This is a genomic window from Bradyrhizobium sp. 190 (assembly GCF_023073415.1).
Classification (GTDB): Bacteria; Pseudomonadota; Alphaproteobacteria; order Rhizobiales; family Xanthobacteraceae; genus Bradyrhizobium.
In genome coordinates this window covers 274,562-296,582 of sequence record NZ_JADPJL010000060.1, presented here as the reverse complement: position 1 = coordinate 296,582, position 22,021 = coordinate 274,562, and the positions used below count along the sequence as shown (strand labels likewise).

The 22,021-nt window shown below is 63.7% G+C and carries 20 protein-coding genes; 7 read left to right on the top strand and 13 right to left on the bottom strand.

Annotation, left to right across the window (positions count from 1 at the left end):
• Positions 1-18 precede the first annotated feature (18 nt).
• From IVB22_RS28645 to IVB22_RS28635, 3 genes are read left to right on the top strand one after another with little or no spacing between them, the layout of a single operon-like run.
• Entirely contained in the window at positions 19-603 is a 585-nt protein-coding gene (locus IVB22_RS28645; RefSeq protein ID WP_247520575.1) for a MarR family winged helix-turn-helix transcriptional regulator, read from the top strand.
• Entirely contained in the window at positions 593-1,558 is a 966-nt protein-coding gene (locus IVB22_RS28640) for a tripartite tricarboxylate transporter substrate binding protein (RefSeq protein ID WP_247520518.1), read from the top strand. The genes IVB22_RS28645 and IVB22_RS28640 overlap by 11 nt, the downstream gene beginning before the upstream one ends.
• Before the next feature lie 41 nt (positions 1,559-1,599).
• On the top strand, positions 1,600-2,634 hold the full coding sequence (locus tag IVB22_RS28635) for an acetylserotonin O-methyltransferase (protein WP_247520517.1): 1,035 nt from the start codon (positions 1,600-1,602) through the stop codon (positions 2,632-2,634).
• A gap of 38 nt (positions 2,635-2,672) precedes the next feature.
• On the opposite strand, the gene IVB22_RS28630 is transcribed toward IVB22_RS28635, so the two are convergent.
• Positions 2,673-4,265: a gamma-glutamyltransferase gene (locus IVB22_RS28630; protein ID WP_247520516.1), complete on the bottom strand. Its 1,593-nt coding sequence runs from the start codon at positions 4,263-4,265 to the stop codon at positions 2,673-2,675.
• Between the two features lie 108 nt (positions 4,266-4,373).
• On the opposite strand from IVB22_RS28630, the gene IVB22_RS28625 reads away from it, so the two are divergent.
• Together IVB22_RS28625 and IVB22_RS28620 are read left to right on the top strand one after the other, a co-directional pair.
• Positions 4,374-4,619: a hypothetical protein gene (locus tag IVB22_RS28625; RefSeq protein WP_247520515.1), complete on the top strand. Its 246-nt coding sequence runs from the start codon at positions 4,374-4,376 to the stop codon at positions 4,617-4,619.
• A gap of 118 nt (positions 4,620-4,737) precedes the next feature.
• Positions 4,738-6,402 (top strand): NAD(P)/FAD-dependent oxidoreductase, encoded by a 1,665-nt coding sequence (locus tag IVB22_RS28620; protein WP_247520514.1) that lies wholly within the window; start codon positions 4,738-4,740, stop codon positions 6,400-6,402.
• Between the two features lie 33 nt (positions 6,403-6,435).
• Here the strand turns inward: IVB22_RS28620 and IVB22_RS28615 are convergent, their stop codons facing one another.
• The 3 genes from IVB22_RS28615 to IVB22_RS28605 all read right to left on the bottom strand — a co-directional run bounded on the left by IVB22_RS28615 (position 6,436) and on the right by IVB22_RS28605 (position 8,290).
• Positions 6,436-7,287, bottom strand: a complete 852-nt coding sequence (locus IVB22_RS28615; RefSeq protein ID WP_247520513.1) for a phytanoyl-CoA dioxygenase family protein — start codon at positions 7,285-7,287, stop codon at positions 6,436-6,438.
• Between the two features lie 81 nt (positions 7,288-7,368).
• The gene (locus IVB22_RS28610) at positions 7,369-7,869 is read right to left on the bottom strand and encodes an L-2-amino-thiazoline-4-carboxylic acid hydrolase (protein ID WP_247520512.1); all 501 of its coding nucleotides are present in this window, start codon (positions 7,867-7,869) and stop codon (positions 7,369-7,371) included.
• Between the two features lie 37 nt (positions 7,870-7,906).
• Positions 7,907-8,290 carry a nuclear transport factor 2 family protein gene (locus tag IVB22_RS28605; protein WP_247520511.1) on the bottom strand — a complete coding sequence of 128 codons (384 nt, stop codon included), beginning with the start codon at positions 8,288-8,290 and terminating at the stop codon, positions 7,907-7,909.
• 257 nt (positions 8,291-8,547) lie between these two features.
• Here IVB22_RS28605 and IVB22_RS28600 point away from each other — a divergent pair, with 257 nt between their 5' ends.
• Positions 8,548-8,934 carry a TfoX/Sxy family protein gene (locus IVB22_RS28600; RefSeq protein ID WP_247520510.1) on the top strand — a complete coding sequence of 129 codons (387 nt, stop codon included), beginning with the start codon at positions 8,548-8,550 and terminating at the stop codon, positions 8,932-8,934.
• Positions 8,935-8,993: 59 nt separating this feature from the next.
• On the opposite strand, the gene IVB22_RS28595 is transcribed toward IVB22_RS28600, so the two are convergent.
• On the bottom strand, positions 8,994-11,672 hold the full coding sequence (locus IVB22_RS28595) for an alpha/beta hydrolase fold domain-containing protein (protein ID WP_247520509.1): 2,679 nt from the start codon (positions 11,670-11,672) through the stop codon (positions 8,994-8,996).
• A 346-nt stretch (positions 11,673-12,018) separates the two neighbouring features.
• Positions 12,019-12,963 carry a LysR family transcriptional regulator gene (locus tag IVB22_RS28590; RefSeq protein ID WP_247520508.1) on the bottom strand — a complete coding sequence of 315 codons (945 nt, stop codon included), beginning with the start codon at positions 12,961-12,963 and terminating at the stop codon, positions 12,019-12,021.
• A 212-nt stretch (positions 12,964-13,175) separates the two neighbouring features.
• Between IVB22_RS28590 and IVB22_RS28585 the strand changes: the two genes are divergently transcribed.
• Positions 13,176-14,153 carry a tripartite tricarboxylate transporter substrate binding protein gene (locus IVB22_RS28585; protein ID WP_247520507.1) on the top strand — a complete coding sequence of 326 codons (978 nt, stop codon included), beginning with the start codon at positions 13,176-13,178 and terminating at the stop codon, positions 14,151-14,153.
• A 5-nt stretch (positions 14,154-14,158) separates the two neighbouring features.
• Here IVB22_RS28585 and IVB22_RS28580 read toward each other — a convergent pair whose 3' ends face one another.
• The 7 genes from IVB22_RS28580 to IVB22_RS28550 form a co-directional block, all read right to left on the bottom strand.
• A complete protein-coding gene (locus IVB22_RS28580) occupies positions 14,159-15,349 on the bottom strand; it encodes an ABC transporter permease (RefSeq protein ID WP_247520506.1) in 1,191 nt (396 codons plus the stop codon).
• 2 nt (positions 15,350-15,351) lie between these two features.
• On the bottom strand, positions 15,352-16,512 hold the full coding sequence (locus IVB22_RS28575; RefSeq protein WP_247520505.1) for an ABC transporter permease: 1,161 nt from the start codon (positions 16,510-16,512) through the stop codon (positions 15,352-15,354).
• A complete protein-coding gene (locus tag IVB22_RS28570) occupies positions 16,509-17,189 on the bottom strand; it encodes an ABC transporter ATP-binding protein (RefSeq protein ID WP_214492377.1) in 681 nt (226 codons plus the stop codon). Before IVB22_RS28570 ends, IVB22_RS28575 begins: the two co-directional genes overlap by 4 nt.
• Positions 17,190-17,238: 49 nt before the next feature.
• A complete protein-coding gene (locus IVB22_RS28565) occupies positions 17,239-18,309 on the bottom strand; it encodes an efflux RND transporter periplasmic adaptor subunit (RefSeq protein ID WP_247520504.1) in 1,071 nt (356 codons plus the stop codon).
• 391 nt (positions 18,310-18,700) lie between these two features.
• Complete coding sequence (locus tag IVB22_RS28560; protein WP_247520503.1) at positions 18,701-19,714, bottom strand: NAD(P)-dependent alcohol dehydrogenase; 1,014 nt, start codon at positions 19,712-19,714, stop codon at positions 18,701-18,703.
• A gap of 73 nt (positions 19,715-19,787) precedes the next feature.
• Positions 19,788-20,414, bottom strand: coding sequence for an FMN-dependent NADH-azoreductase (locus IVB22_RS28555; protein ID WP_247520502.1), 627 nt, complete (start codon positions 20,412-20,414; stop codon positions 19,788-19,790).
• Between the two features lie 13 nt (positions 20,415-20,427).
• On the bottom strand, positions 20,428-22,005 hold the full coding sequence (locus IVB22_RS28550; RefSeq protein WP_247520501.1) for an isochorismatase family protein: 1,578 nt from the start codon (positions 22,003-22,005) through the stop codon (positions 20,428-20,430).
• Positions 22,006-22,021 lie beyond the last annotated feature (16 nt).

Sequence of the window (22,021 nt, the reverse complement as noted above, 5' to 3'; positions counted from 1 at the left end):
ATGATTATCAAATATTTGATGATTGGCGAGAGTATGCGGTCCGTTGCCAAAAACCCTTCGCGAGACAAGTCGTCCGCACTGATCCTTGGGCGCGACGGGATTCCCATCCGCCGCATATTGGCTCCGCTGGTTCGACGGCTTCAGCAAGTCTGCCTGAGCATGATCACCACGGCCTTGAGAGAGGCCGACCTCGTGCAGCTTGAGTATGCCTTGCTGGTGTTCGTCGACGACGTGCCCGGCATCAGCCAGCAATCGCTGTCGGAGGCGCTTGGGATCGACCGCAACAATGTAAGCCTGATCGTCGACAAGCTCGAAGCAAGGGGACTTCTGAAGCGGGCCGTGAATGACGCCGATCGCCGCGCCCGCGAACTCTATATAACGCCCGAGGGCAGCAAGCTGTGGCGCGGTCATCGCGTCAAAGTTCGTCACGCCAACGATCGGATCCTGAGTTCGCTGACGGCTGATGAAAAAGACCTGTTTCTGGATATGTTGGTGCGTGTGGTGGAAGGCAACCGCATCCATGCGCGCCCCGGCGGCGGACGGCGCAAGCGCGGCTCAGTCAAATCATCCGTGACGCAAGGGAGGCCTGGTCATGCCACGTAGAGCGCTCCTCATACTTGTATCCTTGCTTGCGGCAGCCATCAGTACTTCGCAGCCGCTTCTTGCCGATGCGTGGCCGCAACGCACGGTCAAGATCATTGCGCCGCTTCCGGCCGGCGGTGGCACCGACCTTGCCGCGCGCCTGTTTGCGGAGGGGCTTTCCCGGCGGTGGGGACAATCCGTGATCGTCGAGAACCGCCCTGGCACTGACGGCATCGTGGGCGTCACAAGTTTCGTGAATGCGCACGATGACCACACGCTGTTGTTCTCATTCGCAGGTCCGATCTCGATCAACCCGTTGATACACGACAAGCTGCCTTACGATCCCGTTCGAGATCTGGTGCCCATTGCGGCGGTGATCGATAATTTCTTCGCCATTGCGGTGTCTGCTCAGACGGAGTTGCAATCGATCGATTCGTTCATCGCGGCGGCGCGTGCGTCTCCCGAGCGCTTCAACTGGGCTGCCACGGCAGGTTTGCCGCACTATATCTTCCTGGCGCTGCAGAAGAAGAACGGGCTGGCGCTGACGCAGGTGCCGTATCGCGAGTTCGCGCCGGCGCTGCAGGACCTCGCCGAAAACCGCATTCAGGTATTGGTGACGGCGCCTACCATCATGCTGCCGGCCGTCGCAAGCGGCAAGGCACGGCTGTTGATGGTTACCAACCGGCAGCGCTCGCCGATCGCGCCTGAAGTGCCGACCGCGATAGAAGCTGGATTCCCCGAACTCACTTTCGACGGCGTCGTGGGTTTCTTCGGCGGACGTGAGTTGCCAGCCGCCGTTCGCGACAGGATCGCTGACGACGTCGTTGCCGTTGGCGGGGATTCGGAGGTCAATTCGCGGCTGCAGGCGGCGGGCGTTAAGGTCCGCATCCTGACTTCAGCGCAGTTCGCCAGCGCGATTGATGAGCAGAGCGCCAAGGTGCGCGAGATCGTATCGACAAACAAGACGGCGCGCTGACCGCCGCGCGGCTGCCGGAACCGGTCCGAGGAGGATGAACGATGTCCGCACCGGAAAGCAGCGCCGCTTCGCCGGCTACCCTGTGGCCGTTGATCACCGGCTACATGCCCGCACGCGTGATTCATGTGGCGGCCGAGCTTGGTATTGCCGATCTGCTTGCAACCGAGGCAAAGACGGCCGACGCCCTGGCGCAGGAGACCGATACGGCACATGTTCCGCTTCGCCGGTTGCTGCGCGCTCTCGCAAGCATCGGCCTGGTTGAAGAACTCGAGTCTGGACGCTTTGCTTTGACAGCTGCGGGAAGCGAGCTCCGATCGAATGTACCCGGCTCGATGCGAAACGTTGCATTGATGTTCGGCGGCGAGCGTGCCTGGAGATCCTGGGGAGAGCTGCTTCACAGCGTGAGAACCGGTGAATCCGGTACGCGTCGTGTCTATGGCGTCGGCACTTTCGAATATCTCGCCGCCAATCCCGAGCAGGCTGCCATCTTCAACGCGGCCATGGCCGAAAATACCGAGCGGATTACCGATCTGTTGGTTTCAACCTACGATTTCTCCCAATTCCCAGACATCGTCGATATCGGCGGCGGCGACGGCACCTTGATGGCGTCGATCCTTGCTGCCAATGCGGGCGTGCGCGGTACGGTCTTCGATCTGCCGAGCGGAGTTGCGCAGGCACCGCAAAAGCTGATCGATGCGGTGTTGCCGCGATGCGAAATCATCGCGGGCAACTTTTTTCACTCGGTGCCTGAGGCGGCCGACGCCTACGTTCTGAAATACGTCATCCACGATTGGGATGACGAGAAGAGTGTCACAATCCTCCGCAACTGCCGTAAAGCCATGCACGAGGCCAGCAAGATCCTGTTGATCGAGCGCATCATGCCGGAACGGATAGAGGCGACGCCGATCCACCAGCGGATCGCCATGGGCGATATGAACATGATGGCGATGCCCGGCGGGCAGGAGCGCACCGAGCGGGAATATCGAGACCTGTTCGCAGCCGCCGGTCTTTTGTTGGAGCGCACCATCCCGCTGCCAGGATCGGAAATCAGCGTGATCTCGGCGAAGCGTGGGTAAGGCGAAGGCGTTCTAGCGATCGCGCGGCTCGCTTTGCCTCACCCCTCCGCGACCGCCTCGCTCCACGGCTGGAACACTTCGGTCGCGCCGCTGTTGCTGTCGCCGTCGCGCAGCACGATGCTGGGGCAGGCGAATTTCATCGGCAGCGTCTGGATGCGCGCCTCCTCGTAGTCAAAACGCGCGCCAAGTGCCTCGCGCGCGGCTTGCGGCAGGCGCACATCGCCGATCACCACGGCGCCTTCGCTGGCGTCGATGCGGGGCTGGTGGATCGCCGCATCGAGATCCATGCCGTAATCCATCACAAAGGACAGAAGCTGGCTCACCGCCGGCAGGATGCGCCGGCCGCCGGAAGCGCCGATGGCAGTGCGGCGGCCATCGCCCGCCTGCGCCAGCACCGGCGTGTAATTGGTCAGGCAGCGCTTGCCTGGCGCCAGCGAATTCGGCGTGCCCGGCGTCGGATCGAACCACATGATGCCGTTGTTCATGGTGATGCCGGTCTGGCTGGATACGAATCTGGAGCCGAAGTTCGACAGCAGCGTTTGCGTCACCGCGGCCATGTTGCCGTCGCGGTCGACGGCCGAGAAATGCGTGGTGCAGGCCGGCGCCAGCGCTTCCGCGCCGAGCGCGCGCCTGCCGTCCTCATCGCCCATGTCCTTCAGCCGCTCGCGATAGGCCGCCTGCAGCGCCGAGGCGTAAGCGACGTACGCTGCCGCATCCGGTCCTCCGCGCGCGGGCTTGAGATCGTTCTGCAAGAGACCGAGCGTGCGCGACAGCGTCGGCCCGGCGGTGAGTTCTGGCGTCGCGAACACCTTGCCGCCGCGATAGGGAATGGCCAGCGGTTCACGCAGATGCGCGCGGAACGGCTTGAGGTCCGCAACCGATAGCGCGCCGCCGGCGGCCTGGATGTCGACGGCGAGGCTTTGCGCCAGGTCGCCCTCGTAGAAGTCGCGCGGGCCGGCGCTCGCCAGATGCGCCATCGTGGCCTGGAGCCGGTCCTGCGGCATGCGGACCTCCGACTTGATGCCCCATTGCGGACTCGGCGGCAGGCCGTCCACGAGATAGGCGGCGGCGCTCGCGGGATAACGCCGCAGGTCCGCAGCCGAACTTGAAATCATCAGCGTGGTCCACCAATCGACCGCAAGGCCTTTACCGGCGAGCTTGACGCTCGGCGCCAGCAAATCCTTCCACGGCAGTTTTGCGTGGCGGCGATGCGCTTCTTCCATGCCGGCCACCACGCCGGGCACGGCGATCGAGCTTGGGCCATGAAGGTTGCGGTCGTCCTTGACGCGCGGCCATGGAAAAATATCCGACGCCGCGCCGCCGCCGGTCAGCGGATAATCCGCAGGGTTGAGGCTCGCCGGTGCGCGCATGCCGTAGTCGATCACCTCATAGCGGTCCTCGCGCGCCCGGTAGAGCACCATCGCGCCGCCGCCACCGAGCCCGCTCATCCAGGGCTCCAGCACGCCGAGCGCAAACGTGGTCGCGATGACGGCGTCAACGCAGTCGCCGCCCGCGGCCAGCACCTCGGCGCCGACTTGCGCAGCCTTGCTGGATTGTGCCGCGACGATGCCGCCTTTGGAGGTGACCGCGGGTTTGCGGATCGCTTGCGTGTTGGAGAACTGGTCGTGCATCGGATGGCCTTCGATATCGGGTGAAGTTTGCGGGTGGCGGGCGTGGTCGGGGTGAGCTTCATTACACCCTAAAAATCCTGGGCGAGCCATGACAGAATAACATGCTAGGTGACCACATTCGTTCGTGTTCAAGGTTGGCGCCAGGCGGCCGACGCCGATGACGACGCCCCAGGGACCGATCGCGGCGCTCGCACCAACAGGGAATATCTCGTGCAACTGGCGATGCAACTCGACGCGTTGGGGATACAGGATCCTTACGTCGCGCAGTTGTATGCGGAGATCGGCGTCACGCCGGATATTTTGACGCAGCCAGTCGAGAGGCGACACCGTGCTCCGCTTTCAAACAATGTTTGAGCAGGCCGTTTTTGCAACGCAACCCGGCATCCTGACGCAAGTGCACGGTACGAATTATTGGGTATAGTCGAGCCCGAGCGCCAAGATCGTCCAAGAAACAACAACGGGGAAGCCGCGCATGAACGGGGACTTCAAGCCGCATTACGAGGTCGTCGTCGTTGGCGCGGGCGTGTCGGGCATTTACCAGATCAAGCGGCTGGCCGATCTCGGAGTGGACGCCCTTGTGCTGGATGCCGCACCCGATCTCGGCGGCACCTGGTACTGGAACCGCTACCCGGGCGCGCGGTTCGACTCCGAGAGCTACACCTACGGTTATTCTTTTTCGAAGGAGCTGCTCAACGAATGGCACTGGCAGGAGCGGTTTTCGGCGCAGCCGGAGAACCTTCGCTACCTTAACTACGTCGCCGACAAGTTCGACCTGCGAAAGTACATGCGGTTCAATCTTAAGGTAGCGGCGGCGGCCTTCGACGAGGCCGGTCATCTGTGGCGGCTCAGGCTCGACGACGGCTTTGAGCTGACCTGCCGGTTCGTTATTCTCACGATCGGGTTGCTGTCGACGCCGACACTGCCGCAGCTGGAAGGCATGGAGGCGTTCAAGGGCCGCTCGTTCCACACGTTTCATTGGCCGCATGAGCCGGTCGAACTCGCCGGCAAGAAGGTCGGCATCATCGGCACCGGTGCCACCGCAATCCAGGTGATCGGCGAGATCGCGGACAAGGTCGGCGAACTCATCGTGTTTCAGCGTCGTCCGAACTGGAGCGCGCCGCTCAACAACAGCCCGATCTCCGACGAGGAGATGGCCGACATCCGCGCGCGCTACGACGAGATCTTTGCCGCCTGCAGGCGCACGCCCGGCGGCTTCGAGCACGAGCCGGACCGGCGCGGCTTCTATGAGGCCACGCGCGAGGAGCGGCTGGCGCTGTGGGACAAGCTCTATGACGAGCCCGGATTTGGAATCTGGCTGAGCAATTTCCGCGAGATTTTTACCGATGAGGCGGCCAACGCCGAGTTCTCCGCCTACATCGCCGACCGCATCCGCCGGCGCGTAAAGGACCCGGTGACGGCGGAGAAGCTGATCCCCAGGGATCACGGCTTTGGCGTGCAGCGGGTGCCGCTGGAGACCAATTACTTCGAGGCCTATAACCGCGACAACGTGCATCTCGTCGACATCAGCGAGACCCCGATCGAGCGGGTGACCGAAACCGGCCTGCGCACCAGCGCGCGCGATTACGAACTCGATATCCTCGTCTATTCCACCGGCTTCGATGCCATCACCGGCTCATTCGATGCGATCGACATCACCGGCGTCGGCGGGGTGAAATTGGCCGACCAATGGCGCGACGGACCCTCGACCTTTCTCGGCATGATGGCGCACGGCTTTCCGAACCTGCTGATGCCGACCGGGCCGCAGAGCGGCTCGGCCTCGACGAATTTTCCGCGCGGTATCGAGAACGGCGTCGGCTGGTGCATGGGGCTACTGGAACACATCTGGCGCCGCGGCTACACGCGTGCCGAACCGACGGCCGAAGCGCAGGCGCGCTGGACCGCGCATGTGACGAAGATGTACGCCATCATGCTGATGCGCAAAGCCAAGTCATGGTTCACCGGCTACAATTCCAACGTCCCCGGCCATGAACACGGCAAGACGCGATACCTCGTCTATAATGGCGGCACGCCGAAATACGTCGCCGCCATCACCGACGTTGCGCACAAGGGCTATGAAGGTATCGTGTTCGATGCGGACGCGCGGGCATCTGTGAGGTCCGCGACCGCCGCAGAGTAAGACGTGCGTAGGGCCGCGGCGCCCGTGCACCAGTCAACGCGTCCGCAGCAGGCGCCTGGGATGAACGCCGTCGACATATCCCATGAACGGCGGATGGATCGAGTACCCGATCAGCTCGCGTGCGCGCTCCGGCAATTTGCTCGCCACGTCGGCGGGGACGGCGAGCGCCATGTTCTCGAGTTGCCGCACCCAGCCCACGCAATATTGCGGCGTGACGATCAGGCGCGGCCGGTCTGACCGGTTGGCGCCGCCGCGGTGCCACAGCGTTCCCTTGGTGATGGCCAGCGATCCCGACGGCATGATCAGCTTGACGGCATCCGGCCGGTTGCCCTCCTCGTGATCGGCTTCGTTGGTGAAATGCGCGGGCTTCACCGCGCCCTCGATATACTCCCCGTCCCACAGATGGCTTCCCGGAATGATTTCGGTGGCGCCATTTTGTTCGGTCGTATCGTCGATCGCCCAGAACGTGCTGATGCCAAGGGCAGGGCGGGGACGTGGAATCTTCGCGCCGCTGTCGTCAAAGTGCCAGGGCTGCACGGTCTCGCCGGGATGCAGATTGATCGCGAGCAAGGCGGACAACAGGCAGCTCTCGCCGAGTTCGGCTTCGGCAAAGGCCATGGCGAGCGGATGGATCGCGAGCTCGGCGAAGACCGGCGACTTCGCCAGCAGCGCATACACCCGGTTGGTCTTGGTGCCTTCAAAATCGTTGCGGCCGAGCAGATCGCGCGCCAGATGCGGCGCCAGCGCCGCGCGGATTTCAGCGACGCGATCGGGAGGAAGAACGCGTTCGAAGATCAGGTAACCGCTGCGGTCGAACTCTTCCTTCAAGGAGGCGAATGATCGGCCCTTGAGCCAGGGTGACGCTTGCTCCGCTGTCGCTGCCATCGGCGCTCTCCCTTGCGAGCCGGGTCAAGCCAGGCTTCTTGGGATAGATCATACTCGATCGAGACGTTTTTCACGAGGCAATTACGTTCGCGGCGCGAACCTGTAGCGGAACGTGCAGCTCGGCGCGCCCTGCATCAGGGTCTGGTCGCGCCTGAGGACGACATCGCTGCCGCCGGCCGCAGCGATGTCGAAATCGGTGGCGCAGACCAGCAGCGCGCCGAGTTCCGGCTCGCCGAGCGCGCGAAAGAATTCCGCGAAGCGGCAATGCGTGACGTCGAATTCCAACGCTTCCTTGTCGTGGCGGCGCATATCCACCGTCACTTCGCGTTCGGTGACTTCGGCGAGCGCGGTGTGCATGGCCGCCCATTTGCGCCGCGGGCTACCCTCGACGCTCTCACCCACAGCGGCGAACAGTTGTTCCGACCAGTCGCGCAGCGCGTCTTTTACGATCGCGTCGGCTCTTTCATTGCCCAGTTCAGCGCGCAAGGCCCGCAGCAGCGGCACCAGGACCTGGGCCTGAATCCGCGTCTTGTCCAGCAGCGACAGCCGGGAATCGATCATATAGTCATCGAGTACATTCATCGCCGGCTTCCTTCCATAAGGCACGGCCTGCGGCAGACTATTCCCGCAGCTCGGTCATGAAGACCTTTTGCGCGATCTGCCAGCGGCCATCGATCTTCAACAGCGATAGTTGATCGGTGAAGAAGCGCGGCGGGATCGCGCATTTGAGCTTGACGTAGGCCATCGTCGGACCGACGAGGTCGATCGACAGCACCTGATCGTGCCGCGAGAGGCCCCGTTGCTTCGGCGACGGCCTGTTCCGGACGTTGTCCAGCCAGACGTCGCGGGGCGTGACCGATAGCTCGCCGGTGTCCGCTACGCTGGTCAGCGCGCTGGTCGGGTGAAAGGCGCTCGCAATCTTGGCAGCGTCGCCCTCGTGGAGACCGTCGAGGTAGGACTGGATCACGCTTTCGATGGCTTTTGCGTCGTCTGGACCGGTCATGAGATCTGAACTTCCGATGTTTTCATTTGATGGGAGTCTCAAGCAATCTGGCAAGGGGCCAGGATATTGCAGGCGTCATCGCGATAATAAGCGAAATTCATTGAGCCGTTGACGTAGAAAATCTATTGCATGACAGTCTACCGGACCTCTTGCAAAACGCCCGCCGTGCTGTGGGCCGCATCCTGGCCTTGCCGGATGCCGTGAGCATCGCCGGCCGCAAGCGGCGCCACCGAGTTTGAACCAGGCCGGATAGAAGGATGGTTGCCAGCGAAACCTATGCCGAGTTTCTGCGCGAGCAACTCGCGCCGCTCGACCGTATCACGCTGCGGCGCATGTTCGGCAAGACCGGCGTGTTCTGCGGTGGGGTGATGCTGGGCATGGTGACGGAGAACACGCTTTATTTCCGGGTCGATGAAGAGAACCGCGCGACGTTCAGGGAAGCCGAGGCGTTTCCGCCGCTCAATTACGCGAAGAAGGGCCAGACCATCGACCTCGCATTCTGGCGCGTGCCGGAGCGGCTGTTCGACGAACCGGATGAACTCATCGCGTGGGGGCAAGCCGCGCTGGCGGCGGCACACCGGGTTGCGGCGAAGCGGCCGGCGCCGAAGCAGCAAAGAGCGTCAAGGCAAAGCAAACGCTCGTGAGGCCTCAGAGCTTCCGGCCGCGCAGATGAAGCCGCGCGGCCCATCTTTGCCTTGCGTGCTTACCCCGCAGCCGCGTTCACCGCGATCGGCGAAGCATCCTCGCCACTCGCTTCCATCTTCCGAGGCAATCCAGCAAAACCGCGCAGGGCTTCCGCCATCTTTGCACGTCCGCTGACGCCGGTGATCACCACGTCCACCATCATCAGGGACGAGTGGAAGTGGCCACGTGCCTGCAATTGCTCGACCGGTACGTCAGCGGCAGCCAGCGCCTCGGCATATGCGATGCCCTCGTCACGCAGCGGATCGAACTCGCAGGTCGCTACGAACGCGGGCGGCAGATTGGCCAGATTGCCGCGCAGTGGCGACACGCGCGGATCGGTGCGGTCGGCGGGCGAACAATAGATGTCCCAGAACCAGAACATCAGCGATCGCGTCACAAAATAGCCCGTCGCGTTGTCGGTGTAGGATGGGCGGTCGAAACTGCAATCGGTGACCGGGCAGACCAAGAGTTGCCCCGCGATCTGCGGGCCGCCGCGATCGCGTGCGAGCTGGCAGGTGACGGCGGCGATGTTGCCGCCGGCGCTCCAGCCTGCGACCAGCACGGGGCCGGGCCGTCCGCCAAGCTCGGCCGCATGCTCGGCGATCCAGCGGGTGGCCGCATAGCCATCCTCGGCCGCCGCCGGGAAGCGATGCTCGGGCGCATGACGGTAACCGACGCTGACGACGATCATCCCGCTGCGTCGGCAGATGTCGCGGCAGAACGGATCGTCGGATTGCTCGTCGCCGAGCACCCAGCCTCCGCCGTGGAAATAGACCACGATCGGATGCGGCCCCGGCGTTGCTGGCCGATAGAGACGATAGGGCAGCGGACCGTCGGCGCCTTGCAGCGCGCCGCTGCCGACCTCGCCGACCGGGCGGCCGGCAGGGCGGGCCTTGTTGAATTCGGTGAGGAAGCCGCGCGCGCCCTGGGCGCCCATCGACTCGATCGCCGGCAGGTTCATTTCCGCCAGCATGCCCAGCACCAGCCGCACGTCCGGCTGCAGTCGAACCACCTCGCCATCGTTGCATTGCTCTGCAACATTGGGGCCTGACAGCCTGAAGCCCAGCATGCCGCGGCCGACGACCTCGTTGCAGATGCTGCGGTAAGGGCCGACGCCGCCTGTATAAGGCATCACGCCCTGCGCCTTGCCGGGAACGTTGGCGCCCGTGTACCAGGTGTTGGCGAGCCGATGCAGCGTGATCATCGAGCAGTCGGCCATGTGCTGTGCCCAGCCGGCCTGCGCTGTCTCGGTCGCGTCGATGGTGGTGAAGCCGGCCTCGCGCATCGCCGCCAGCCGGTCGACCACCCAGTCGACATGCTGCTCGATCGAGACCGCCATGTTCGACAGCACCGACGGGCTGCCCGGGCCGGTAATCAGGAACAGGTTCGGGAAGCCCGAGACGGTGAGCCCGAGATAGGTCTGCGGTCCGTTGGCCCAGACATCGGACAGAGATTTGCCATCGCGGCCCGTGATCGGATGCACCGCCTTGATGGCGCCGGTCATGGCATCGAAGCCGGTGGCGAACACGATCACGTCGACGTCGAACGTGCGCTCGTTGGTCGTGATGCCGGATGCCGTGATCCCTGTGATAGGCTCCTGCCGCAGGTTCACCAGCGTGACGTTGGGGCGGTTGTAGGTCGCGTAGTAGTTGGTATCGAGGCAAGGACGCTTGGCGCCGAACGGATGGTCGTGCGGGGTCAAGGCTTCGGCCGTCTCCGGGTCCTTGACGACGTCGCGGATTTTCTCGCGGACCAGGTCGGCGAGCAGCGCATTGCCGTCGACGTCGACGCCCTGGTCTGCCCAGAGCTGGGTCAGGATATGGACGAGATCGCCGGCGGCCCACGCCTGCTCGAACCGTTCGCGGCTCTCGGCATCGCTCAATTGCCAGCTCACCGCCATCTGTTGCGGATAGGGGACGCCCGCGAGTGACCAGCGCGCCTGCTCGCGGTAACCGGCGCGGTCGCCCTCCAGCATAGCGCGGCGGTCCGCCGGCGCAGCGCCATTGTGGGCGGGCAGGGCGAAATTCGGCGTGCGCTGGAACACGGTGAGCTGCGCCGCCTGCTCCGCGAGCAACGGGATCGACTGGATGCCCGATGACCCCGTGCCGATGACGGCGATGCGCTTGCCGGCGAGCTTGACCTCTTCGTGCGGCCAGCGGCCGGTGAAATAGATCTCGCCCTTGAAATCCTTGACCCCATCGATCTCCGGCGGTTTTGGCGCGGAGAGGCAACCGGTCGCCATGATGTAGGTGCGGCAGGAAACAGAAGCGCCGTTGTCGGTGGTGAGCAACCAACGTTCCGCGGTCTGATCCCAGTTCGCCGCCGTCACCTTGGTGCCAAAGCGGATGTCGCGCCGCAGCTCGTATCTGTCGGCGACGAAGCCGAGATAGCGCAGGATTTCGGGCTGGGTTGCGTATTTCTCCGACCATTGCCACGCGCTTTCCAGCTCGGAATCGAACGTGTAGCTGTAGTCGATGGTCTGGATGTCGCAGCGCGCGCCGGGATAGCGGTTCCAGTACCAGGTGCCGCCGACGTCGCCGGCCTCCTCGATCACGACCGCCGAGAAGCCGGCCTTGCGCAGGCGATGCAGGAGATAGAGGCCGGCGAACCCGGCGCCAACGACGGCGACATCGACCTGCTGCGTCGTACCGCTGTTTGTCGTTTCAGAAGAACGTGCTGCGACCGCTGCGTCTGGCATGCAACTCCTCCCGTGCGTTTTATATTTTGGGCTAGGCTACTGCCGCGGGTGCAGTTTGTCATCAGGCCAAATGCAATCGTTGGATGTTTCCTCGATGTCGTCCCTGCGAACGCAGGGACGACCGTTGGAAAAAGCGAGAACCTATCAACTTGTCACCCCTGCAAACACGAACGCAGGGGCCCATACGCCGCGGCCGTCGGAATGGGCAGGAGACGGCTTTGCTTCAGCAACTTACGACAGTAGTCGGGTAACGCAGGGCGTCTGCGACCGCGCTTCCTCGATGGATCACGCGGTATGGGTCCCTGCGTTCGCAGGGACGACGCTGAGTTTGCCGCGCGCTTGTTCGCTACACGCGCTTGCGCCGTTCGCTCGTGCGGCGGCGCTCCATTCCGCCTGCCGCCCAGTTCGGGCTGAAATCCAGCGTGAAGTCGCGAAAGCTTTCCACGGCGGGCGAGAGCGATGCACTGTGCCGTACGAACATCGCGATCCTCCATTTGACGGCCGGCTGCAGCAGCGGCAGGAACGTCAGTCCGAACCCACGCACCAGCGGCTCCGCCATCGAGGGGCAGATCACGGCGCCTTGTCTCACCCGCAGCATCGATAGCGCGGTGTTCACCCGGTGCACCGGCACCAATTCTTTTGGATGATGCCGCGACGGCACGTTGCTCAGCACGTTGATGGCGATGTTGGGCATGTAGTTGAGCAGGGACCGCTCGCGGAGATCCTTCCAACTGACCGACTTGCTTTTTGTCAGCGGGTCATCGCTGCGCAACGCTACCCAGAGCGGGTCGGCGCAGATCATGTGCACTTCGACCGATTGATCGGGGACGACGCCGGCCGGGCCGAAGCCGATATCGGTCGAGCCGTTCTGCAAGCCCGCCAGCACCTCTTGGATCGGCACGTCGTCGAAGCGGACGTCAACGCCGGGATGGCTATGGTTGTATTCGGCGATGAGTTCGGGCAGCAGCGTGCAGGATAATGTTTCGGGCGCCGCGACGCGCACCAGCCCGCGGCGGAGCTCCTTGAGATTGGTCAGGTTGTCGAGCGCCTCGTCCAGGTTTGAGAGCACGCGCCGTGCCATCGGTGCAAAGGTCTCGCCCACCGCAGACGCGGAAACTTTTCGCGTCGTGCGGTCCAGTAGGCGGACGCCGACGCGGCTCTCGAGCTCCTTGATCAGGCCTGAGAGCGCCGCCTGCGACAGGTGCATGGTCTTCGCAGCTTCCGAGAAGCTTGCGGCCTCCAGCACGGCCACGTAGGCGCGCAACTGCCGCAGTGTCACATCCATCGCCATCTCGCGCCTCCCGTCGTTTTGGTATTCATAGGACAGGCTTATCAATCGGTCAAAAAATACACATTGTTCGATAGAAGACGCCTCTCTATCGTGGCGGCTTCGATAAGACGAAGGCTCGGCGATCCAGCAATGCGATCGCGCCAAACGCGGCCCGATGAAAACGGGACGGACTAGCCGCCACTCCAGGCGGCTCTTCTTCCCAGGAGGCATTCATGAAAGTCACACGCCGAACCCTGCTGGGGACCATCGCCGCCGGCTTCGCCGCGGGGCCACACCTTCCGGCATTGGCCGAGGGCGATTGGCCGTCGCGGATCGTGCGGCTGGTGTCGCCCTACGGGGCGGGCGGGGCGAGCGACATCTCGTTGCGTATTCTGGCCGAGCAGTTCGGGCGCAGCTTCAACCAGCAGTTCATCGTCGAGAACAAGCCGGGCGCGGGCACGCGCGTCGCCAACGAACTGGTCTCGCGCGCAGCGCCGGACGGCTACACCTTCCTCTATGCGGCAGCGCCGTTTGCGACGGCCGAAGCCTTGTTCGAAAAACTGAACTACAACCGCAAAGACCTGCAGCCGGTGGCGATGGCCATGATGGCGCCGTTGTTCCTGGTGGTGAACGCGAAGGCGCCCTTCAATACCCTTCAGGAGATGATCGCTTACGGCAAGTCAAAGCCCGACGGCCTGACCTTTGGGTCTCCGGGCGCAGGCTCGCAACCTCATCTGGCCGCCGAGCTGCTGTTCAGGGACGCAGGCGTCAAAGGCCTCATCGTGCCCTTCCGCGGCGATAACATGGCCTACACGGAACTGCTGGCGAGCCGTCTCGACGCCACGTTGACCGCGCTCAGCACCGCCTTGCCGCACATCCAGAGCGGCGTGTTGCGTGTGCTGGGTGTGGCGTCGGCGGAGCGCAGCCCGATTTACCCCGGGGCTTTCACCTTGCGTGAGCAGGGCCTTTCCAACGTGGTCGCTTCCGGCTGGTACGGCTTCATGGCGCCGGCGGCAACGCCGGGCGCAATCGTCGATCGCTTGCAGGCAGAGGTTATTCGTGTCCTTGCCGATCCCGAGGTGAAGCAGAAGCTGCTCGCTCAGGGACTGGAAGCACGCCCCGGCACGGCCGCCGAGTTCGGCAAGTTCATCGACGACGAGACGCGCAAATGGGGCGAGGTGATCCGCGCGGCCGGCCTCAAAGGGGAATAGCAAGCTCAGTGCGCGTACAGGCCCTCGACGATCGGCAATCGCGCGGCCCGCAGTGCCGGGAAAAGTCCGCCGATCAAGCCGACGATGAGCGCAAGCGCAACACCCTCGGCAATCAGCCAGGGACTGAGCTTGAAGTCGAACACCACCTGGGTGAAGTTGCCGCCAAGGGTTGACGCCGTGACGCCGTCGAAAATCAAATAGGTGGCGGCGGCGCCAAGGAGTCCGCCGATGACGGCAAGCAACAGAGATTCAGCGAGGGTTCCGACAAAAGCGGGGAAGCCGCCGAAGCCTATGGCGCGCAGCGTCGCGATTTCCGTCGCGCGCGCTGCGACCGACGAATACATCGTGTTGAGCGCGCCGGCGACCGCCCCCAGCGCCATCGCGATCGCCAGCGGCCAGCCGAGCTTCTGAATCAGGTCGGAGGTCTGCGAGGCCTGTTCGGCGAAGTAGGCGGCTTCGGATTTGACATCGAGCTTCAGCCGCGGATCGTTGTCGCTATAGCTCTTGAGCTCATTGAGTGCGGCCGGTCCCGTGAGGCGCACGCGCACGGTTTGCACGATGTTGTTGCGGTTGAACAGGCTCTGCACCACGTTGAGATCGGCCCAGATCTCGGATTCGAACACGCTGCCGCCGGCCTCGAACACGCCGACGACGGTCCAGCGCGTGGCGCCGAATGATACGGTGCTGCCGAGGTCGAATCCTTCGAACTCCCGCAGCAATGCCTTGCCGACCACCACCTCGTTGCTGCCGCGATTGAACATGCGGCCTGCGGTGATCGTAATGTCCTTGCGCAGCGTGCTGCCCTGTTCGCCGATCCCGCGCAGCGGCAGATTGGCCTTGGTCTTGGTCGAACGCTTGATGCCGTCGACCACCAGATAGAGCTCCGGCGAGATCAGGGGTTTGCTGTCGCTGCCGCGGGCGATGCCGGGACCGTCCTCGATCAGTCGCACCTGATCGCGGCTCACCGTGCTGTTGATTTCGGCCTGCGAGCCGGCCCGCAGCACGATCGCGATGTCATCGGCGCCGGATCCCGCGATGGTGCGTTGGAAGCCGTTGGCCATCGCCAGGAATGCGAGCAGCACGATCACCACCAGCGCGATCGCGATTACCGTCGAGAGCGAGAGCCAGCGCCGCTGCGCGATGCTCCTGAGATTGATGGCGGTGACTGCCGCGACTTGAAGCCAGAGCGAACGCATGTCTATCCCCGTCCGAGCGCGGTTGCAATTTTGAGGCGCATGGCGTTGAGCGCCGGAATGATCCCCGTGATAATCCCCAGCGCGATCATCAGCGCCAACCCCTGCAGGGCGATCGTCGGCGATACGGCAAAAGCGGGCGCGATGCTGGCGAGGCTGTTGCGAAGCGCCATTGCGATCAGCGCCGCGATCGCCAACCCCGGTATTCCGCCGAGCAGCGCCAGCAATACGGATTCGCCGAGCACCATGCGGAGGATCCGCGGGCCTGAAAAGCCGAGTGTCTTCAACACACCGATCTCGCGGGTGCGCTCGCGGATCGACAGCGCCATGGTATTGCCGACGATCATCAGGATGGTGACGAAGGCCGCGCCCACGACCAGCAACACGATCAGCGCAATGTTGCCGAACTGCGCCGCGAACGCCTTGCCGAACGCCTTTTCGGTATCGGTCGAGGTCTCGGCGGTGGAGTTGGCGAACATCGCGTCGATCGCCTTGGCCACGCGATCGTTGTTATCGGGCGAGGTGGTCTGAAGGATCATCCAGCCGATGGTGTCCTTGCCGAACGAGCGGGTCTCGTCGAAATAGGCGTACTGGAACAGGAGGAAGTTGGTGTCGACGTGCTCGACCTTGCCCTTGACGATGCCTGCAATGGTGAGGTCCCAGGTGTGGCCGCCGCTCTTCTGGCTGAAGATGTTGCTGGCGACCGGGATGCGATCACCGATCTTCCAGCCCCATTTCTCCGCCAGTTTTTCGCCGACGAGTGCGCTGCTGCGGTCGCGGATGAAGGCCTGAAGCTGCTCGGGCGGAACATCGAATTCGCTGCGATAGACGTCGAAATAGGTGGTCGGCTCGATGGCGAGCGACATCAGGAAGTTCTTCGGGTCCTGATAATAGCCGCCGAACCAGTTGGCGAAGGTCACCTGCCGGACGCCTTCGATCGCGCGCACGCGATTGTAGTAGGCGATCGGCATCGGCTGGGTGAAGTTGATCTTGTTGACGGTGATCATCCGGTCCGCCGCGGCGGCATCCTCGCCGGCGGTGAAGGCGCGGTAGAATCCGGCGAGCACACCGAAGATCATGAAGGCGATCAGGATCGACACGATCATCAGGCTGGCGCGCAATTTGCGGCGGAACAGGTTTTTCCGGACCAGGTCGAAGTCGTTCACGCGGCAAGCTCCCGTTCGACGAAGCGGCCCTTGTCGAGATGCAGGACGCGCTTGGCATAGTTTGCCGCGGCAGGGTCATGCGTGACCATCACGATGGTCTTGCCGAGTTCGCCATTGAGCAGTTGCAGGATCGAAAGGATCTCGTCGGCGGATTGGCGGTCGAGATCGCCGGTCGGTTCGTCGCACAGCAAGAGGTTCGGGTCCGAAACGATGGCGCGCGCAATCGCCACGCGCTGCTGCTGGCCGCCCGACATTTCGCGCGGACGGTGCTTGATGCGATCGGCGAGCCCGACCACGGAAAGCGCGGTGTGAACACGCTCGGCGCGCTCCTTGCGGTTCAATCTGGTGAGCAACAGCGGCAGTTCCACGTTTTGCGCCGCGGTCAGCATCGGCATCAGATTGTAGAACTGGAAGATGAAGCCGATATTGGCGGCCCGCCAGGCGGCGAGTTCACCCTCGGAGAGGCCGTCGATGCGATGATCCGCAACCGCAATCTCACCGGCGTCGGCGCGATCGATGCCGCCCAGCAGGTTGAGCAGCGTCGTCTTGCCCGAACCGGACGGCCCCATGACGGCAATGAAATCGCCACGCGGGATCGCAAGGTCGAGATGATCGAAAATCGAGATCGTTTCCTTGCCCTTGGTGAAACGCTTAGCTACGCCGGTAAGGCGAACCATCGGATGCTCGGCTGTCACGCTTGTCTCCTCCAGGGATTTCGGCTGGATGCTAGTTCGCAGCGGTGGTCTCGGCGGCGCCCTTCGTCTTGGCGTCAGCCAGGAAGTTCACCTTCACCGCCATGTCGGGCAGGATGCGCGGGTCCTTCTTGTCGAAGCGGATGCGCACCTTCACCGTGGCCTTCTCGCGATTCGCCGTCGGCACGATCGCAATCACCGAGGCGGGAATGGTCCAGTCCGGATAGGCATCCAGCATCGCATTCACGGCGCCTCCGGGGGAAACGCGGCCGATGAAGGCTTCATTGACGTCTACTTCGATTTCGATCGAATCCATGTCGACGATGGTGCAGATGCCGGTGCGGGTGTAGCCGCCGACCGACATCGGCGAAATCATCTCGCCCGGCTGCGCGCTACGGTCGATGACGACACCGGCAAATGGCGCCCGTATCTTATGCTTGTCGAGCATCGAGGCGCTGCGCTTCGCGTCGATCTTGGCGGTCTCGAATTGCGACTGCGCCTGACGCAATTGCGCGCTGAGTACGCCGACCCGGGCTTGTGCCTTGGTCAGGTCGGCCTCAGTCGCGAAATTCTTCTGCGATAGTGTTTGTACACGCGTCATGATCCGGGTCGCGTCCTCCAGATCGGCGGTGATCGCGGCCACCGCAGCATCGGCCGTCTCGACGCGCGAGCGGGCCAGCTCATAATCCCTTTCAGCAAGCACGCTATCGAGCCGCGCGACGATCTGACCCTCGGTCACCGTCATGCCTTCGTCGATGAAGACCTCGACCACCTTTCCGGTAATCTCGGCCGCCACGGTCGCTTTGCGGCGCGCCACCACATAGCCGGAGGCCGCCAGATTGCCGGCCGCCTTGTTATTTGTTGCAGGCTGCTGCGGCGTCTGTGGCTGCGCGGCGGGCTGTGTAGTCTGTGAAGCGGTCTGCGATGCAGCCTCCTTGGGCGAATCCTGCCGGCGGAACTCGAAAGCGGCAAAGGCGGCGAATGCGACGACGCAAGCGACAATCGCCGCCGAAATCGGCAGCCAGCGGCGACCAGGTCGCTCCGCCTTGCTGGTGCTGCGATCGATAGTCAGCGATCTCAGCAATTTGCTCTTGTCTTCGGTCATTGCTCACTTCCATCCGGCTGCTCGCTGCATCGTTTTCGCGCGGGCAGTCTCGCTCACAGCCGGTCTACATGTCTCGCCATAGAAGGGGCAGCCCTCAGGCTCTCTGTGAGGCGGGTGTCCCCAGCTCGGTTGCAAATCCCGTTCAGCGCTCGCGTGAGCCAGGCGGCGCTGGTTTTCGACGAGGCGAATGGCGGATATCTAAAGCTTAATGGCGGCGGAAGCAATTCCTGGAACCAGCAGGAGTTGCACGCTCCGTGTTGCCAGTTGTGGCCATGAGCATCGAAGACCCTTACGTAGAAATGCCTCGGTCCCCAAATGCGCTCAAAACTCGGCAAAATCTTGCAGCGGGAACCAGTCGCCGTAATCGGCAGTCGATGGCGAAATGTCGCGGTCAGCCGATCTCGATCGCCACCTTCCCGAAATGCGCGCCACTCTCCATATGGGCAAACGCCTGTTTCACCTGATCGAATGAAAAGGTCTTGTCGATCACCGGCTTCATGCGATGAACCGCGATCGCATCCGCCATCGCCTTGAGATCCTCGACCGATCCGACGGTGACACCCTGCAGCCGCTGCTGCTGCATGACCATCAATGGCAGCCGCGAGTCGGACGGCGGCGGGCCGGCGAGCACGCCGATGAACGCGATCGTGCCGCCGATCCTGATTGCCCTGATCGATTCGTTCAGCGTGCCGACCCCGCCCACCTCGACGACAAGGTCGACGCCGTGGCCGCTCCATTCGCGGGCTTTCTTTCCCCAGTCGGGGGTCGCCTTGTAATTCAGTGTGAAGTCTGCGCCGAGCGTCTTGAGACGTTCGATCTTGGCGTCGCTGGACGAGGTTGCGATGACGCGCGCGCCGCACATTTTCGCAAACTGCATTGCAAAGAGGGATACCCCGCCGGTGCCTTGTGTCAGAACGGTCTGGCCGGGTTTCAAGCTGCCGAGTTTGACGACCGCGCTCCAGGCCGTGACTCCGGCGCAGGGCAGCGCGGCGGCTTCGACGTCGCTGAGGTGCTCCGGCGTTCTGACCAGCGCGTGCCTCGGAAAGATCCGATACTCGCTAAGGACGCCGTCCACCGCGCCGCCGAGGGCCGCGCGCATTTTTGCTTCGCTGGGCTCACCACTAATCCAGCTTTCGAAGAAGCTGCCGATGACGCGATCATCAGGCGCGAATTCCCGCACGCCCGGGCCGACCCGCTCGATTACGCCCGCGCCGTCCGAAACCGGCACGAGCGGAAATTTCTGACGCGAGCCGTACCCACCCTTGACGGTGATGAGATCGCGATAGTTCAGCGTCGCCGCCTTGAGCTGAACCAGCACCTCGCCCTCGCCGGGCTCCGGCACGGGCTTGTCGACGAGGGCAAGTCCATCGATTCCGCTCGGTCCCTGTAGCTCGTAGCACTTCAACGGGGTTCTCCTTCGGCGCAGCCGGGTAAGCGCAATATAGCCGCAAATGTTCCGGTTCCGCCAAGCCTGTGGATCAGAATCGCGCGGCCATCTCGGCCAGCCGCCGATGCGCGCCTTCGCGTGCGGTGCGGATCGGTTCGAGCGGCCCGGTGGTAGGTCCGATCGGCACGAAACGCACGTCGCTGACGCCGATGAAGCGGAGCGCCTCGCGCAGATAGGGGGTCGCCATATCGATGCGGCCGCGATTCATGCCGGTGATGAAGTCGCTGCCGCTTGCCAGGATCACGACCGTCGGCCGGTCCTTGAACAGCGGCAGATAGCCTTGCGCCGGATCGTAGCGGAACGCCAGCCCGGGCTGTGTGATGACGTCGATCCATTGTTTCAGCTTGTAGGGAATGCCAAAATTCCACATCGGCGTCGAAATCAGCACGCGGTCGGCGAGCGCGAAGCGGAGCGCGATGCGCTCGGTGACTGCAAAGGCATCGCGCTGCGAATCCGTAAACGCCCGTCCGCCGATGCGGGCATATTTGGCCTCCAGCACATAACCCTCGAATTCCGGCAGGTGATCCCGCCACAGGTTCATCACGTCGATGTCCCAGTCCGGCCGTGCCTCGCGGAAGCGGTCAATGAAGACGCGCGCGCCGGCGGAGGATTCCGAGTCCGCGCGCGGCGAGCAGCTCAGGTGAAAGAGTTTGGGCATGGCCGCGCTCTGTTCATCCCAATCCCCTGATGACCGCATCGGCGTTGGTGACGACGGCGACGTTCTGCATCGCAAAGTTGATGGAGGCGTTGTGCCAGTCGGCGTTCATGGTCGAGCAGCAGTCTTCAGGCACGATCATGAAGTAGCCCTTGTCGGCGCCGGTGCGGGCGGTGTGCTCGATCGACATGTTGGTCCAGGCGCCGGTGTTGATGATCATGTCGCGGCCGGTTGCCTTGAGAATGGTCTCCAGCCTTGTGCCTTCCCAGGCGCTCATCCGCATTTTCTCGACGATGAAATCGCCGGCGCGCGGCTCGAGCCCCGAAACCGGCGCTGCGCCCCAGCTTCCGCGCACCATCGCGCCGCTATCGACCAGTCCCTCGAACAGCGGCGCGTTGAGCGTGACACCGGGCGCGCCCGGCTCGACGATGAACCAGACATGGATGATGATGACGCCGCGCGCCCGCGCCACCTCAGTGAGGCGGCGGACATTGTCGACCACCCGCTGCTGGCGCGCGTGCGCAGGCGAGCCGGAATCGGCGAACGCGCCACCCTCCATGATGACGTCGTTCTGCAGATCCTGAATGATCATGGCGCAGCGCCGGGGATCGAGCTGCATGTCGCCACTGGCGAGTTGAGGCGAGGCTGGCGCGGCGGAGCCGGTCTCGGGGCCGGTCGAAGCGCGGCCGCTCATATAGGGTTCGTGGCGCGGTCCGGCCTTGACCGGGATGGCGTAGACCGAATGGGTGGCGGTCAGATAGAGCGTGCGAAAATCAGCACCGCCCCAGGCGAGATTGGCGACGAGTTCGGGAACGCGGAGCTTGCCGATCACCTCGCCGGCGGGAGAATAGACCCAGACGCCGCCGGGCGCCGTGACCCAGACATTGCCGCGCTGGTCGCACTTCATGCCGTCGGGCAGGCCGGGCTCTAGCTCGGAACGTATGCCGCTGGCGAAGACGCGCGCATTGGCTAGCGAGCCATCGGCCTCGACGTCGAAGACGCGGATGAGTGCCTGCGTGGTGTCGTTGACATAAAGCAGGCGTTCGTCCGGCGAAAAGCAGAGCCCGTTGGGCTGGTCGAACAGATGGCGGTCGACGACGAGTTTTGGCGGGCCGCCGCCTGACGGGACGCGGTAGACACCCTGGAAGCCGAGCTGGCGCGGCCGCTCGACACCGTAGACCGGCATGCGGCCGTACCAGGGATCGCTGAAATAGATCGCACCGCTCGAATGCACGCAGACATCGTTCGGGCTGTTGAGCTCCTGATTCTCGAAATGCGAGGCAATCACCTCGCGGCGGCCGTCGGGGTGCTCGCGGATCAGGGACGAGGTGGCATGCTCGCAGACGATCAGGTTGAGTTCGGCATCATAAGTCATGCCGTTGCATTTGTTCGACGGGCGCTTGGCCTCGACGACGCCGCGCCTGGCGTCCCATCGCCGCCGCACGTCGCCGGGCATATCCGAAAACAGGAGATAGTGATGGACCGGATGCCAGATCGGCCCCTCCGTGAAGTCAAAACCGGTCCCGACCTGGCCGACCGGCGCATAGGGATCGATCAACGTTTCGAATTCCGGGCGCAGCGTGACATGCGTCATCGGTCCGTCCTTTCAG